Annotated in this window: 14 protein-coding genes; 9 read left to right on the top strand and 5 right to left on the bottom strand. The window is 52.9% G+C overall.

Annotated features, from left to right (window positions below; all coding sequences use genetic code 11):
- The first annotated feature begins 283 nt into the window (after nt 1–283).
- The 3 genes from nagE (at nt 284) to IB226_RS18070 (ending at nt 4,762) form a co-directional block, all read left to right on the top strand.
- Entirely contained in the window at nt 284–2,311 is a 2,028-nt protein-coding gene (nagE, locus tag IB226_RS18080; RefSeq protein ID WP_137386855.1) for an N-acetylglucosamine-specific PTS transporter subunit IIBC, read from the top strand.
- Nucleotides 2,312–2,463: 152 nt separating this feature from the next.
- Nucleotides 2,464–4,131: a glutamine--tRNA ligase gene (gene glnS, locus IB226_RS18075; RefSeq protein ID WP_101763236.1), complete on the top strand. Its 1,668-nt coding sequence runs from the start codon at nt 2,464–2,466 to the stop codon at nt 4,129–4,131.
- A 235-nt stretch (nt 4,132–4,366) separates the two neighbouring features.
- A complete protein-coding gene (locus IB226_RS18070) occupies nt 4,367–4,762 on the top strand; it encodes a hypothetical protein (protein ID WP_101763235.1) in 396 nt (131 codons plus the stop codon).
- Nucleotides 4,763–4,822: 60 nt separating this feature from the next.
- Here IB226_RS18070 and fur read toward each other — a convergent pair whose 3' ends face one another.
- From fur to ybfF, 4 genes are all read right to left on the bottom strand, one after another.
- Nucleotides 4,823–5,272 carry a ferric iron uptake transcriptional regulator gene (gene fur / locus IB226_RS18065; RefSeq protein WP_007890672.1) on the bottom strand — a complete coding sequence of 150 codons (450 nt, stop codon included), beginning with the start codon at nt 5,270–5,272 and terminating at the stop codon, nt 4,823–4,825.
- Nucleotides 5,273–5,626: 354 nt separating this feature from the next.
- Nucleotides 5,627–6,157 (bottom strand): flavodoxin FldA, encoded by a 531-nt coding sequence (gene fldA, locus IB226_RS18060; RefSeq protein WP_110865727.1) that lies wholly within the window; start codon nt 6,155–6,157, stop codon nt 5,627–5,629.
- Nucleotides 6,158–6,294: 137 nt separating this feature from the next.
- On the bottom strand, nt 6,295–6,570 hold the full coding sequence (gene ybfE / locus IB226_RS18055; protein WP_007890670.1) for a LexA regulated protein: 276 nt from the start codon (nt 6,568–6,570) through the stop codon (nt 6,295–6,297).
- A 167-nt stretch (nt 6,571–6,737) separates the two neighbouring features.
- Nucleotides 6,738–7,502, bottom strand: a complete 765-nt coding sequence (gene ybfF / locus IB226_RS18050) for an esterase (RefSeq protein WP_110865728.1) — start codon at nt 7,500–7,502, stop codon at nt 6,738–6,740.
- Between the two features lie 248 nt (nt 7,503–7,750).
- Here ybfF and seqA point away from each other — a divergent pair, with 248 nt between their 5' ends.
- Nucleotides 7,751–8,290: a replication initiation negative regulator SeqA gene (gene seqA, locus IB226_RS18045; protein WP_110865729.1), complete on the top strand. Its 540-nt coding sequence runs from the start codon at nt 7,751–7,753 to the stop codon at nt 8,288–8,290.
- A gap of 24 nt (nt 8,291–8,314) precedes the next feature.
- Complete coding sequence (pgm, locus tag IB226_RS18040; RefSeq protein ID WP_101763230.1) at nt 8,315–9,955, top strand: phosphoglucomutase (alpha-D-glucose-1,6-bisphosphate-dependent); 1,641 nt, start codon at nt 8,315–8,317, stop codon at nt 9,953–9,955.
- Nucleotides 9,956–9,994: 39 nt separating this feature from the next.
- Here pgm and kdpE read toward each other — a convergent pair whose 3' ends face one another.
- Nucleotides 9,995–10,669 (bottom strand): two-component system response regulator KdpE, encoded by a 675-nt coding sequence (gene kdpE / locus IB226_RS18035; RefSeq protein WP_192236632.1) that lies wholly within the window; start codon nt 10,667–10,669, stop codon nt 9,995–9,997.
- 246 nt (nt 10,670–10,915) lie between these two features.
- Between kdpE and IB226_RS18030 the strand changes: the two genes are divergently transcribed.
- From IB226_RS18030 to IB226_RS18015, 4 genes are all read left to right on the top strand, one after another.
- Entirely contained in the window at nt 10,916–11,116 is a 201-nt protein-coding gene (locus tag IB226_RS18030; protein ID WP_008107019.1) for a YbfA family protein, read from the top strand.
- Between the two features lie 151 nt (nt 11,117–11,267).
- A complete protein-coding gene (locus tag IB226_RS18025; protein WP_101763228.1) occupies nt 11,268–12,224 on the top strand; it encodes a 2-thiouracil desulfurase family protein in 957 nt (318 codons plus the stop codon).
- A gap of 12 nt (nt 12,225–12,236) precedes the next feature.
- Nucleotides 12,237–13,664 carry a deoxyribodipyrimidine photo-lyase gene (gene phrB, locus IB226_RS18020; protein WP_192236631.1) on the top strand — a complete coding sequence of 476 codons (1,428 nt, stop codon included), beginning with the start codon at nt 12,237–12,239 and terminating at the stop codon, nt 13,662–13,664.
- A gap of 18 nt (nt 13,665–13,682) precedes the next feature.
- Entirely contained in the window at nt 13,683–14,426 is a 744-nt protein-coding gene (locus IB226_RS18015; protein WP_192236630.1) for a type 2 GTP cyclohydrolase I, read from the top strand.
- The last annotated feature ends 144 nt before the right edge of the window (nt 14,427–14,570 follow it).

The raw sequence follows: 14,570 nt of genomic DNA, 5'->3' as shown, positions 1-14,570 counted from the left end.
CTTAAGCGTAATGCGTTTAAGCGTAGCCACCAAGGATAAGTGCGACTCGATATTTTTTATCATAAAATAAGTTTGTGGTGCTGGCTAGCATTTCGCATTATCAAACCACCATTTTGGTGATTAAAGTCACAGTTGTAGTGGTTTTAATTTGCGAGGCGAATTAATTTATCTTTACACTGCGCCTCGTGGTGAAAAGTGTCATCAAGGTACCGGGCGACGGGATAATAAAATCAACCTGCGCCACGGCAAAACGCCAGTCTCATAGGGGGAGAATAAGGTGAGTATTTTAGGATATCTGCAAAAGGTCGGCCGCGCGCTTATGGTGCCGGTAGCGACTCTGCCGGCAGCGGCAATCTTGATGGGCGTTGGATACTGGATCGATCCAGATAGCTGGGGTGCAGGCAATGCGCTGGCAGCACTGTTGATCAAATCCGGTTCGGCAATCATCGACAATATGCCAGTGCTGTTTGCCATTGGTGTGGCATACGGTATGTCAAAAGATAAAGACGGCGCTGCAGCGTTAACCGGTTTTGTCGGCTTTCTTGTTGTGACCACACTCTGTTCTCCGGCAGCGGTGGCAATGATTCAGAAGATGCCGGTGGAGCAAGTTCCCGCTGCCTTTGGTAAAATTAATAACCAGTTTGTTGGCATTCTTGTCGGGATTCTTTCTGCTGAAGTATATAACCGCTTTAGTCATGTTGAACTGCCAAAAGCGTTGTCCTTCTTTAGCGGTCGCCGTCTGGTGCCGATCCTTGTATCGTTCCTGATGATCCTGGTTGCGTTCATTCTGATGTATATCTGGCCGATCATTTTCGGTGGACTGGTAAGTTTTGGTGAGCATATTCAGAAGCTGGGTTCCGTCGGTGCGGGAATCTACGCCTTCTTTAACCGTCTGCTGATTCCTGTTGGCTTACACCACGCATTGAACTCAGTATTCTGGTTCGATGTTGCCGGTATTAACGATATTCCTAAATTCCTTGGCGGCGCGCAGTCTATCGCTGAAGGCACAGGTATCCCAGGCATCACCGGTCGTTATCAGGCGGGCTTCTTCCCAATCATGATGTTTGGTCTTCCAGGTGCAGCGCTGGCAATTTACCACTGCGCACGCCCGGAAAACCGCGCTAAAGTCGGCGGCATTATGCTGGCGGCGGCCTTTGCCGCCTTCTTTACGGGTATCACTGAACCGCTGGAATTCTCCTTCATGTTCGTGGCGCCAGTGCTGTATGTGATCCACGCTGCTCTAACCGGTCTTTCTGTATTCATCGCCGCGAGCATGCAGTGGATTGCCGGTTTCGGCTTCAGTGCGGGTCTGGTGGATATGGTGCTGTCAACGCGTAACCCGCTGGCGGTGCACTGGTGGATGCTGATCCCACAAGGTCTGGTGTTCTTCGTTATCTACTACGTGGTATTCCGCTTCACCATCCAGAAATTCAACCTGATGACGCCGGGCCGCGAACTCTCTGCGGGCGATGAAACCGATGGGTATGACGTCAATGTCGATAACAGCGGCAACGGTGAAAGCCAAACTGAATCTCTGGCGCGTCGTTATATTGCGGCGGTAGGTGGCTCAGAAAACCTGACCAACATCGATGCCTGTATCACACGTCTACGTCTGAACGTTAAAGATTCCGCGCAGGTTAATGAAGGTGTCGCTAAACGTCTCGGTGCTTCAGGTGTGATTCGTCTGAACAAGCAGAGCGTACAGGTTATTGTCGGTACGCAGGCGGAAAGCATTGCAACAGCAATGAAAACCGTACTGAGCAAAGGTCCAGTTGCGGCATCTGCCGCGGCGTCAACGGCTGCTCCTGCTGCTGCAGTAAAACCGCAGGCGGTGCTGAACAGCGAAAAAGCCGTGATTGCTACGCTGCTGGCGCCAGTAACCGGTGACATCGTTGCGCTGGAAAATGTGCCTGACGAAGCATTCGCCAGCAAGGCAGTCGGTGATGGTCTGGCCATCAAGCCAACCGGCAAAACCGTGGTTGCGCCAACCGCCGGAACTGTGGTGAAGATCTTCAACACCAACCATGCTTTCTGCCTTGAGGCGGAAAACGGCGTCGAGATCGTGGTACATATGGGGCTGGATACAGTAGCGCTGGAAGGTAAAGGCTTCACGCGTCTGGTTGAAGAGGGCGCAACGGTCACTGCAGGTCAGCCAATCCTGGAAATGGATTTGGACTTCCTCAATGCCAACGCCCGCTCGATGATCAGTCCGGTCGTGGTCAGCAATAGCGATGATTTCGCTGGTCTGAATTTACTGGCAACCGGTTCAGTGGTTGCAGGCGAAACCCCGCTTTACGAGGTTAAAGGCTAAGTCCTTGTGATTGAGCCAGAAGGCAGGAAGCGATTCCTGCCTTTTTTGTTTTAAAACGACCAACAAACGGTTGTTTCCCTCCTGCGCTTTGTGGATCATACTCCGTTACTTCGTGGTACAAATCACCCGTTATAGTTTTTGAGGATTTTGAGATGAGTGAGGCTGAAGCCCGCCCAACGAACTTTATTCGTCAGATCATCGACGAAGATTTGGCGAGCGGTAAGCACAACAGTGTGCATACCCGTTTCCCGCCTGAGCCCAATGGTTATCTGCATATTGGCCATGCGAAATCTATCTGCCTGAACTTTGGTATCGCGCAAGACTACCAAGGTCAGTGCAATCTGCGTTTCGACGACACTAACCCAGTTAAAGAAGATCTGGAGTTTGTCGAATCCATTAAGCGTGACGTGCAATGGCTGGGCTTTGAGTGGAGCGGCAACATTCGTTACTCCTCAGACTACTTCGACCAACTGTTCAACTATGCGGTTGAGCTGATCAACAAAGGTCTGGCTTACGTTGATGAACTGTCGGCGGATGAAATCCGTGAGTATCGCGGTTCACTGACGGCGCCGGGTAAAAACAGCCCATATCGCGATCGCAGCGTGGAAGAAAACCTGGCGCTGTTCCAGAAGATGCGCGATGGCGGTTTCGAAGAGGGCAAAGCCTGTTTGCGTGCCAAAATCGACATGGCGTCCAGCTTTATCGTGATGCGCGATCCGGTGCTGTACCGCATTAAGTTTGCCGATCACCATCAGACCGGCAGCAAGTGGTGCATCTACCCGATGTACGACTTCACTCATTGCATTTCGGATGCGATCGAAGGCATTACGCACTCTCTCTGCACGTTGGAGTTCCAGGATAACCGTCGTCTGTATGATTGGGTGCTGGATAACATCACCATTCCGGTTCATCCGCGTCAGTACGAGTTCTCACGCCTAAATCTGGAATATGCGGTGATGTCGAAGCGTAAACTGACTCAGCTGGTGAGCGAGAAGGTGGTAGAAGGCTGGGACGATCCGCGCATGCTAACCGTTTCGGGTCTGCGTCGTCGTGGTTATAGCGCCGCTTCTATCCGTGAGTTCTGCCGCCGTATTGGTGTGACCAAACAGGACAATATCGTGGAGATGGCTTCACTGGAATCCTGCATTCGTGACGATCTCAATGAAAACGCACCGCGTGCGATGGCGGTAATGGATCCGTTGAAAGTGGTGATCGAGAACCTGCCTGCAGGTCACGATGAGATCATCACTATGCCGAATCATCCGAACAAACCGGAGATGGGCACGCGTGAAGTGCCATTCAGCCGTGAAGTGTGGATCGATCGCGCTGACTTCCGTGAAGAAGCCAACAAGCAGTACAAGCGTTTGGTGCTGGGTAAAGAAGTGCGTCTGCGTAATGCTTACGTGATCCGTGCCGAACGTGTGGCTAAGGATGCTGAAGGCAATATCACCTGCATCTATTGCACTTGTGACGTTGATACGCTAAGCAAAGATCCGGCCGATGGCCGTAAAGTGAAAGGCGTTATCCATTGGGTTTCTGCAATCCACGCGCTGCCAGCGGAATTCCGCCTGTACGATCGTCTGTTCAGTGTGCCAAATCCGGGCGCGGCTGAGGATTTCCTCACCACCATCAACCCAAACTCACTGGAAATCAAACAGGGCTTCGTTGAGCCTGGTTTACGTGCTGCCGATTCGATGGCACCGTACCAGTTCGAACGTGAAGGCTATTTCTGTGCTGATAGCGTCTATTCACAGCCCTCCAGGCTGGTGTTTAACCGCACTGTAGGTTTGCGTGATACCTGGGCAAAAATCGGCGATTAATAGTTTTAGTCGCGAGCACGATAAGATCATGAAAGGGCGAGCAATCGCCCTTTTTTATTATCTCAATTTGGCCAGATACGACCTTTTATGCTGCACGCCTCAATCCGCCTTTAATTCCCTATTTGCGACTATTCTGACTTTAGAAAAATTAACCCATTTGGCAGTGTGAAAAACTTTTTTTCAGGTAGGCTATGCGCTCTCAGACGTTGCTCTGCGGCTTATCTAAGGAAAAAAAATGACAACTCTCGCCCAGGAAGCCAGGCATAGCGTGGTGGTTTTACATCAGCTTATTGAACGTATTTTCAATCAGGCGGAAGGCAGCGACGACAGCATTGATCTGTTTTTGTCGCACTTTCATCCCGAGTTCAAAATGGTCACGCCGCAAGGCAAACGATTGGACCTCAATGAAATGGAAGTGCTGTTTCGCCAGTTGCAGGGGCAGCGTGAAGGCATGCGAATTGCCACCAGTGAGCACGCCATCATCTCGCAGCAAAGCGAGGAAGTGACGATTCAGTATCGTGAATTACAGATGATGAACGGCATCAATCAGAGCCGCATTTCACTGGCGGTATTGGATTGCAGCACCGCCATTCCGCGCTGGCGCTACCTGCAGGAAACGCTTGTCGCCTGATTACAGGCATAAAAAAACCGGCTCAAGCGCCGGTTTTTTTATACTGCATAGCACACTCAATTACTTATCGTGTAGCGTATCGTCTTCGCGGCAGTCTCCCAGAGCACAATGACCGTACAGGTACAGGCTGTGGTTGCTGAGCTTAATGCCGTGGCGAGTGGCAATTTCACGCTGACGCGTTTCGATTGATTCATCGCTGAATTCTATAACTTTGCCACAATCCAGGCAGATCAAGTGATCGTGGTGATGCTGCTGAGTCAGTTCGAAGACAGATTTGCCGCCTTCAAAGTTGTGACGGGTTACGATGCCCGCGTCGTCAAACTGGTTAAGAACGCGATACACCGTTGCCAGACCAATCTCTTCGCCCATATCAATCAGGCGCTTATACAAATCTTCCGCACTGACGTGATGGGACTCTGGGCCGGGTCCCTGAAGCACTTCCAGAATTTTCAGTCTGGGTAGCGTGACTTTCAGGCCAGCCTTCTTCAATGCGGAGTTGTTGTCAGTCATGCGGATATTGTCCTGTTACTTTGCTAGTCACTTGCGGCGCAGGGGCCTTGAATGTTTAGGTCAACGCGCATTCTCATTTGCGTCTCATTATAGAACTCAAGCAGTGAAATGAAAACCAAGGCAACGTCCTTAATCACCAAAGGTTGTAAGGATATCGTCACTAACGTCTTCAAGACGCTTGGGTTTTGGATTCCATTTCACTCAGCCTCATTCTACTGCCAGAGGAATAAGCGGATGACCATTGCGGGTATTCTACAGATTTGCGGGGAAAAGTTAAAAAACCGTAGCTATTATTTTTATAGGAAATTCCGTTACCCGATGTGAGGCAGTGCGCACATCGGGCAGAGCAGGGAATTAAGCTTCAATAATCTCTTTCAGCTGCAGTTCATCAAAGATCTGCTTCACCCACTTCTCAACGCGTTCGTTGGTCAATTCCGGCTGACGGTCTTCGTCAATGGCCAAACCAAGGAAGTTTTTGTCATCGGCCAGGCCTTTAGAGGCTTCGAAGTGATAGCCTTCGGTTGGCCAGTGACCGACGATCACCGCACCATTCGGCTCAATGATGTCACGGATAGTGCCCATCGCATCACAGAAGTACTCGGCGTAATCTTCCTGATCGCCACAACCAAACAGCGCTACCAGCTTACCATTGAAATCAATCTCTTCCAGCGTCGGGAAGAAATCGTCCCAGTCACACTGCGCTTCGCCGTAATACCAGGTTGGGATACCCAGCAGCAGGATGTCGAACGCTTCGAGATCTTCTTTGGTGCTCTTAGCAATGTCATGCACTTCGGCGACATCTTTACCCAGTTGTTTCTGGATCATCTTTGCAATGTTTTCAGTGTTGCCGGTATCGCTGCCGAAGAAAATGCCTACGATTGCCATGGGTTAGGTAACCTCTTAAATCCTGATTGTGAAAGTAAGTCAGTTGACTGCACAGTTATGCGAATAATAGCAGACCGGTAAAAAGTGCGGAACGTATAAAGCCGTGACTTTGTGTTCCAGCGTGCGGTCTTCGCGCGTTACGACAGTTTGAGCTGTGCCAGCAGCATTTGTTCAATCAATTCGCTGCGACTGATGTTTTGCTGATCGGCCAGCGTGCTGAGGGCGTCAACCGCCTCGCTCGACATCTTCAGCTCAACACGACGCAGCCCGCGCACTTTATCGCGCTTGAGCTGATTGCGTTTGTTGATGCGTAACTGTTCATCACGCGTCAGCGGGCTGGTTTTCGGGCGACCAGGACGCCGCTCGTCTGCGAAGAGATCAAGCGTAGTGCGGTCTGTCTGTTCTTTTGCCATGGTTTGTAAAACTGAGTGGGCGCGAACGGCGGAAAGGCGCTGCGCGATTAAAACATTATCGGCCCGACCACGGCGAAAAAATATCCGTGGCAAATTTTTAGCGCGACATCATACTCCAGCGCCTTCCCTGACGCCAACCCTAAAGCGCAAGCGGCAAGCTTTTGCTTTTACAGGTTAAAAAAACGCCGAACGGCGCGTAACACCGCATCGGGTTTCTCGGCGTGCACCCAGTGTCCAGCACCGCTGATCACATGTGCATGTGCCTGCGGGAACTGACGCAGCAGCGCATCGCGATGCTGATTATCCAGATAAGGCGAGTCGCCGCCGCGGATAAACAGCGCCGGATGCGGCCACGCAGGAATCTCTTCCCAGCCGGAAATGGTGCTGTAGTTATCCCACAGCACCGGCACATTAAAGCGCCATTCGCCCTCTGCGAAAGATTTGAGGATGAACTGGATCACGCCTTCTTCATCAATATGCTGACGCATTACTTCAGCGGCTTCGCTGCGGCGCGTGACGCCCGCGGCGCTCACGGCCCGGATAGCGGCAAAAATTTCGTCATGGCGGCGCGTTTGGTAATCAACGGGCGCGATATCGATCATTACCATTTTATCAATACGCTCCGGCGCGATGGCACTGAGTGCCATGGCGATTTTGCCGCCCATCGAGTGTCCGATTACACCCGCGCGATCTATATGGTGCGCATCCAGCGTTTCGACAATGTCCTGCGCCATCACGTGATAATTCATCTCATCGCTACGCGCCGACAAGCCGTGATTGCGCACGTCAACTTGCAGCGTCGGACGTGCGTCACGCACCCCACGCGCCAGCACGCCAAGGTTATCAAGGCTGCCAAAAAGACCATGGATCAACAGAATCGGCGTGGCATTGGGGGCAGATTGTTCAGTTTGCAGACGGGCGTTCAAAATCATGGCTAAAGTTCTTACGGTTGTGACCTTGGCTTAGGTTATCATGGATTCACCTGTCCAGCAGTCAGGCCGGTGGGCATTAGGGCATATTCCGACTTTTGCCCGTAAACGTTGCCAACGCTATCGGCTGCCACGGATTTAACTTTATAATCCTTATGTTAGAACCCGCTCACGTTTTGCACGACTGGATTTTGCTAAGGACGTTGCAAGAATGCGTGGTTCTGTCATTTGCCAGAATCGTACGGAAAAAGATGAAAACGATTGAAGTTGACGAAGAACTCTACCGTTATATTGCCAGCCACACGCAGCACATTGGTGAAAGCGCCTCAGATATTTTGCGCCGCATGTTGAAGTTCACCGCCGGACAGAGCGCACCCGCTGCGCCCGCCGCTGGTGCATCAATGAAAGAAGCGCAACCTGCTAGCCGTGAAGCGCGTCCTCAGGATCGCGTCCGTGCGGTACGTGAGCTGCTGCTTTCCGATGAATATGCCGAGCAGAATAAGGCGGTTAACCGCTTCATGTTGGTACTGTCAACGCTCTATCGTCTTGATCCGGCTGCGTTTGCTGAAGCTACTGCCTCGCTGCAGGGCCGTACCCGCGTCTACTTTGCGGGCGACGAGCACACGCTGCTGCAAAATGGCACCCATACCAAGCCGAAGCACGTTCCCGGCACACCGTACTGGGTGATCACGAACACCAATACAGGTCGCAAATGCAGCATGGTGGAACACATCATGCTGGCTATGCAGTTCCCGCAGGAACTGACAGAGAAAGTTCGCGGCACCATTTAACTGAAGCGTCAGGGAGAAGCGCCAATGGCCAATCACCCCCGTGCCGGGCAGCCTGCCCAGCAGAGCGATTTGATTAACGTTGCACAATTAACCTCGCAGTATTACGTCCTGAAGCCCGATGTGGCGAATCCGGATCATGCGGTGAAATTTGGCACTTCAGGCCACCGCGGTAGCGCGGGACGCCAAAGCTTCAATGAACAGCACATTTTGGCGATCGCACAGGCGATTGCTGAAGAGCGTAAAAAGAATGGCATCACCGGTCCGTGCTACGTCGGTAAAGACACGCATGCACTGTCTGAGCCAGCCATTCTGTCGGTGCTGGAAGTGCTGGCCGCTAACGGCGTGGACGTAATTGTTCAGCAGGACAATGGCTACACGCCAACGCCTGCAATCTCGAACGCGATTCTTGAGCACAACAAACGCGGCGGCGCGCAGGCGGACGGCATCGTTATCACGCCTTCGCATAACCCACCGGAAGATGGCGGTATCAAATACAATCCGCCAAACGGTGGCCCGGCTGATACCAACGTTACCAAAGTGGTGGAAGATCGCGCTAACCAACTGATCAAAGGCGAGCTGAAAGACGTGAAACGTCTGCCGCTGGATCAGGCATGGGCGAGCGGCCACATCGTTGAGCAGGATCTGATCCAGCCATACGTTGAAGGTCTGGCGCAGGTAATTGACTTCGCCGCCATCCAGAACGCCGGCCTGAAAATTGGCGTCGATCCGTTAGGCGGTTCCGGTATTGCTTACTGGCAGCGCATTGCTGAGCACTACAAACTGGATCTGACCATCGTGAACGATGCGATCGATCAGACTTTCCGCTTCATGCATCTGGATAAAGATGGCGTGGTGCGTATGGACTGCTCATCCGAGTGCGCGATGGCCGGTTTGCTGGCGTACAAAGACAAATTCGATCTGGCCTTTGGTAACGATCCTGACTACGACCGTCACGGCATCGTCACGCCTGCAGGTCTGATGAATCCAAACCACTATCTGGCGGTGGCAATCAACTACCTGTTCCAGCATCGCCCACAGTGGGGCAAAGACGTTGCTGTGGGTAAAACCCTGGTTTCCAGCGCGATGATCGACCGCGTGGTTAACGACATTGGACGTAAGCTGGTGGAAGTGCCGGTTGGTTTCAAATGGTTCGTTGATGGTCTGTTCGATGGCAGCTTCGGTTTCGGCGGTGAAGAGAGCGCGGGCGCATCCTTCCTGCGTTTCGATGGCTCAGCCTGGTCAACCGATAAAGACGGCATCATTCTGTGCCTGCTGGCTGCTGAAATCACGGCGGTAACTGGCAAGAACCCGCAGCAGCACTATGACGAGCTGGCCGAACGCTTTGGTGCGCCAAGCTATAACCGTCTGCAGGCTCCGGCGACTTCTGCACAGAAAGCCGCGCTGTCTAAGCTGTCACCCGAAATGGTGAGCGCAGATACGCTGGCGGGTGATCCGATCACCGCACGCCTGACTGCGGCGCCGGGTAACGGTGCGTCAATCGGCGGTCTGAAAGTAATGACGGAAAACGGCTGGTTCGCCGCGCGTCCATCAGGTACAGAAGACGCGTACAAAATCTACTGCGAAAGCTTCCTGGGTGCTGAACATCGTCAGCAAATCGAGAAAGAAGCGGTTGAGATTGTTAGCGAAGTACTGAAAAACGCCTGATTGGGCAGTGAAGAGAAAAGGCCGCTTCGCGGCCTTTTTTTATGGCATAAATCGATAGCCGATACCGGTTTCGGTCAGCAAATGGCTGGGCTGCGTGGGATTCGCTTCCAGCTTCTGGCGCAAGTGCCCCATATAGATGCGCAAATAATGGCTGTGCTCCACCGCATTGGGCCCCCAAACCTGATTCAGTAATTGACGCTGGGTCAGCACTTTTCCGGCGTTGTTCACCAGCAAACTCAGCAGACGGAATTCAGTCGGTGTCAGATGCACTTCCTGTTGGTTGCGCAATACACGGCGCGCCGACAAATCTATGCTGACTTCGCCAAATTTCACCACCGGTTCTGGCTGGTTGCTTTGATGGCGACGCAGCGCCACGCGCACGCGCGCCAGCAGTTCACCTATGCCAAACGGCTTAGTGAGATAATCATCCGCACCCGCGTCCAGCGCATCAATCTTATCCTGCTCATCGCTCCGTGCCGACAGCACAATAACCGGCATGCTGCTCCATTGACGAACTTCACGGATAAAGTCATTGCCATCACCATCCGGCAAGCCGAGATCGAGGATCACCAGATCCGGCTTACGCGTCGCCGCTTCAATCAGGCCGCGCTGCAGTTGCTCCGCTTCCACAATCTTCAGGCCTTCGCTCTCCAGCGCAAGGCGCACGAAACGGCGAATCTCTTTTTCATCTTCCACTATCAAGATGGTCGTCACGCTGCCTCCAGCGGCAAAAAAGTTAACGCATCACTTTAGCAATAAAGCGGCCCGGCGTCCGTCACGAAGTTTTTAACTTGAATGGATCGTTTAATTCACAATCTTGTAACTAACTTTCACCACCACACAAATTGCTGAAAAAAAGCGCAAATATAGTGGTCGGATGAGTAGTAAAATTACACAATAACGGGTAATATCTGAACCAGATCACATTTCAACGCAATGTTTACCACAAGGGGGCCAAAGATGGATCGCGCATATCCACTGTATAAAATCGTACTGCGCCGCGTGCTGGTGGTAGCAATCGGTTTGCTGGCGTTGCCAGTGATGTTATTCCGCTCAGATCGCGCACGTTTGTACAGTTACCTGCATCGTATGTGGTGCAAAACCAGCACGAAACCCGTCTGGCTGGCGCAGTCTGAAGCGGCTGCCGGCATTCACTGGTAAGCGATTTTAACGCACTATTAACCCGGCGACTTCACCTGAAGCGCCGGGTTTTTTATCGATAATTTTCACCCCCACCGCGCGTTCCCGCTGTTATCTCCGCGCATTTCAGCTACACTTAAAACCTCTACAAGATTTATGAGGTTGTACAAGTATGAGCGAGAAAATTCCTGTTGGTATCAGCGCTTGCCTGCTCGGGGATAACGTCCGATTTGATGGTGGCCATAAACGTTTTGCTTTCGCCACGGACGAACTCGTGCCATTTGTGCGCTTTGAACCTGTATGTCCCGAAATGGCGATTGGCTTACCGACGCCACGTCCGGCTTTGCGCCTGGTAAAAGAGAGCGATGAAAACATCCATCTCTGTTTCAGCAAAGATGGCGGCGAAGAGGTGACGGAAAAGATGCAGCGCTGGTCCGCCGAACGCGTGAAGTCGCTACATCATCTGTGCGGCTACATCCTCTGTGCCAAATCCCCTAGCTGTGGGCTGGAACGTGTCCGCGTTTACGAGCCTGAAACCAACAACAATCGTAAAGCGGGCACCGGCATGTTTACCGCATTTTTACAGAAAGAGATGCCGTGGCTGCCGCTGGAAGAGGATGGTCGTCTGCATGATGACGCTATCCGCGAAAACTTTATCGGCCGCGTCTATGCGCTACACGAATTCAACGAAATGTGGCGCAGCGGATTATCGCGCCACAAGCTGATGGCCTTCCATAGTCGCTACAAATTATTGCTGCTATCTCATGCGCAGGACGAATACCGCGAGATGGGCCGCTTTGTCGCGGCGATGGACCAGTGGGATTCGCTGGAGGATTACGCCTTTGAGTACCGCAGTCGTCTGATGCACCTGATGTCACATCAGGCATCACGACGCAATCACACTAACGTGCTGATGCATGTACAAGGCTACTTCCGTCCGCAGTTGAGTTCGCCGCAGCGTCAGGAGCTGGCGCAACTGATTGATCGTTATCGTCAGGGCGTGCAGCCGCTGTTAGCACCGATCACTATGCTGAAACATTACATGGCGGAATACCCGCATCCGTGGCTGGCACAGCAGCGCTATTTTGATCCTTATCCGGAAGCGCTGCGTTTGCGCTACGGCCAATAATTTCGGGGCTTTATGACCACCCATTTAGTTTGGCTGCGCAACGATCTGCGCATCAATGACAACATGGCGTTGGCCGCTGCCTGCCGCGATAGCCAGACCAAAGTGATTGCGCTGTTTATCGCCACACCGCAGCAGTGGCAGCAACACCATATGGCGCCAAAGCAGGCGGCGTTCATCCAGCAAAATCTCAGCTTGTTGCAGAAGTCACTGGCTGAACGCGGCATTCCTCTGCATTTCCATCAGTGTGATGACTTTGCCGCTTCGATTGAATATCTGGCGAAATTTTGCCAGCAGCAGCGGGTTGATGCGCTGTTCTACAATTACCAGTATGAAATCAACGAGCGTGAACGCGATGCGCAGGCGGAGAAACGTCTGGATGCGCAGGGCGTAATATGTCAGGGATTCGATGACAGCTTGCTGTTGCCGCCGGGCAGCGTGCAAACCGGCAGCAACACCATGTTCAAAGTGTTCACGCCGTTCAGCAAAGCCTTTGTTCGTCGTTTACATCAGGGCTTACCGGAGTGCCATCAGGCACCGAAAGCGCGTGATGGTGCGCCCATCAGTACCGAAAAGAAGATTCCCGCTTTTGATTATCCTTGTGAAGCCTTTGATGAAAGCCTGTTCCCGGCGGGAGAAGAGGCGGCGTTAAAACAGCTGCGCCACTTCGCTAAACAGGCGGTGCAGCATTATCCGGATCAGCGTGATTTACCGGCCATTGACGGCACCAGCCGCTTATCGGTTTATCTAACCACTGGCGTGCTGTCGCCGCGCCAATGTCTTCATCGCGTGCTCAAAGAGCATCCCGATGCTCTCAACGAGGGCAAGGCCTTTACCTGGCTGAACGAACTGATCTGGCGCGAATTCTATCGTCATCTGATGGTGGCGTTTCCGGCGCTGTGCAAACATCAGCCGTTTGTCGACTGGACGCGCAACGTGGATTGGCAGCAAAACGACGGGCATCTCAAAGCCTGGCAACAGGGCAAAACCGGCTATCCGATTGTTGATGCGGCGATGCGCCAGCTCAACACGTTCGGCTGGATGCATAATCGCTTGCGCATGATTACCGCCAGTTTCCTGGTGAAGGATCTGCTGATCGACTGGCGTGAAGGTGAGCGTTATTTCATGCAGCAGCTGATCGATGGCGATCTGGCCGCCAACAATGGCGGCTGGCAGTGGGCCGCGTCAACTGGCACCGATGCCGCGCCCTATTTTCGTATCTTCAATCCCACCACGCAGGGCGAGCGCTTCGATAAACAGGGCGAGTTTATTCGTCAGTGGCTGCCGGAACTCAGCGACGTGCCCGACAGCGATATCCATCAGCCGCAAGTGTGGGCGCAGAAAAATAACAAGAAACTCGATTATCCCGCGCCAATCGTGGAACATAAGGACGCACGTAAAAAGACACTAGACGCCTTTGAGCGCGCTCGCAGCGCGGCTTGAGGCGGTCAGGGAGCCGTAATGAATAATGTCGAGTTAGAACAGATTGTTAACCAGCAGCTGAATAACAGCGCCTTCAGCGACTACGCGCCGAACGGTTTGCAGGTGGAAGGGCGCGCCGAGGTGAAAACCATCATCACTGGCGTAACCGCGTGTCAGGCGCTGCTGGATGAGGCGGTGAAGCGCAACGTCGATGCGGTGCTGGTGCACCACGGTTACTTCTGGAAAAGCGAAGCGCCGGTGATTAAAGGCATGAAGCGCCAGCGTCTGCGCACGCTGCTGGCCAATGATATCAATTTGTATGGCTGGCATCTGCCGCTGGATGCGCATCCCGAGTTGGGTAATAACGCGCAGCTGGCGCGTCTGTTAGATATTGCAGTGAAAGGCCAAATTCAGCCACTGGTGCCGTGGGGCGAGCTGGCACAACCACTGAGTGGCGCGGCGCTGGCGGAAAAAATTGCCCAACGTTTAGGTCGCACACCGCTGCACTGTGGCGATAACGCGCCGGCATTGATCAAGCGCGTTGCCTGGTGCAGCGGCGGCGGTCAGGGCTTTATCGATAGCGCGGCAGCCTTTGGCGTCGATGCCTTTATCACCGGCGAAGTCTCCGAGCAAACCATCCACAGCGCGCGCGAACAAGGTTTGCACTTCTTTGCCGCCGGACACCACGCGACCGAACGCGGCGGCATCAAGGCGCTGGGCGAATGGTTAGCTGCCCATCATGGCCTTGATGTGACCTTTATCGACATCGACAATCCTGCCTGATTTCTTCCCTCTCACGCCCTTAACCTGCGTTAAGGGCGCAAATCTGTTGACACATCTCTGTCACTTTCGCATAACTTATGGCCTTTACGCATAAACGAGAAGTTCGTTCGCTATGAATGGCGATCCTGCAACATTCGTTCTGCG

Source organism: Pantoea sp. PNT03, assembly GCF_014852515.1.
GTDB classification, from domain to species: domain Bacteria; phylum Pseudomonadota; class Gammaproteobacteria; order Enterobacterales; family Enterobacteriaceae; genus Pantoea; species Pantoea leporis.
This window is presented reverse-complemented; position numbering and strand designations above follow the sequence as displayed.

What these genes read in the sequence shown, in the direction of transcription:
- IB226_RS18015 (WP_192236630.1), top strand. Translation starts at nt 13,683, where the DNA reads ATGAATAATGTCGAGTTAGAACAGATTGTTAACCAGCAGCTGAATAAC.
- IB226_RS18030 (WP_008107019.1), top strand. Translation starts at nt 10,916, where the DNA reads ATGGATCGCGCATATCCACTGTATAAAATCGTACTGCGCCGCGTGCTG.
- glnS (WP_101763236.1), top strand. Translation starts at nt 2,464, where the DNA reads ATGAGTGAGGCTGAAGCCCGCCCAACGAACTTTATTCGTCAGATCATC.
- ybfF (WP_110865728.1), bottom strand. Translation starts at nt 7,502, where the DNA reads ATGATTTTGAACGCCCGTCTGCAAACTGAACAATCTGCCCCCAATGCC.
- fur (WP_007890672.1), bottom strand. Translation starts at nt 5,272, where the DNA reads ATGACTGACAACAACTCCGCATTGAAGAAGGCTGGCCTGAAAGTCACG.
- ybfE (WP_007890670.1), bottom strand. Translation starts at nt 6,570, where the DNA reads ATGGCAAAAGAACAGACAGACCGCACTACGCTTGATCTCTTCGCAGAC.
- IB226_RS18070 (WP_101763235.1), top strand. Translation starts at nt 4,367, where the DNA reads ATGACAACTCTCGCCCAGGAAGCCAGGCATAGCGTGGTGGTTTTACAT.
- IB226_RS18025 (WP_101763228.1), top strand. Translation starts at nt 11,268, where the DNA reads ATGAGCGAGAAAATTCCTGTTGGTATCAGCGCTTGCCTGCTCGGGGAT.
- phrB (WP_192236631.1), top strand. Translation starts at nt 12,237, where the DNA reads ATGACCACCCATTTAGTTTGGCTGCGCAACGATCTGCGCATCAATGAC.
- pgm (WP_101763230.1), top strand. Translation starts at nt 8,315, where the DNA reads ATGGCCAATCACCCCCGTGCCGGGCAGCCTGCCCAGCAGAGCGATTTG.
- fldA (WP_110865727.1), bottom strand. Translation starts at nt 6,157, where the DNA reads ATGGCAATCGTAGGCATTTTCTTCGGCAGCGATACCGGCAACACTGAA.
- seqA (WP_110865729.1), top strand. Translation starts at nt 7,751, where the DNA reads ATGAAAACGATTGAAGTTGACGAAGAACTCTACCGTTATATTGCCAGC.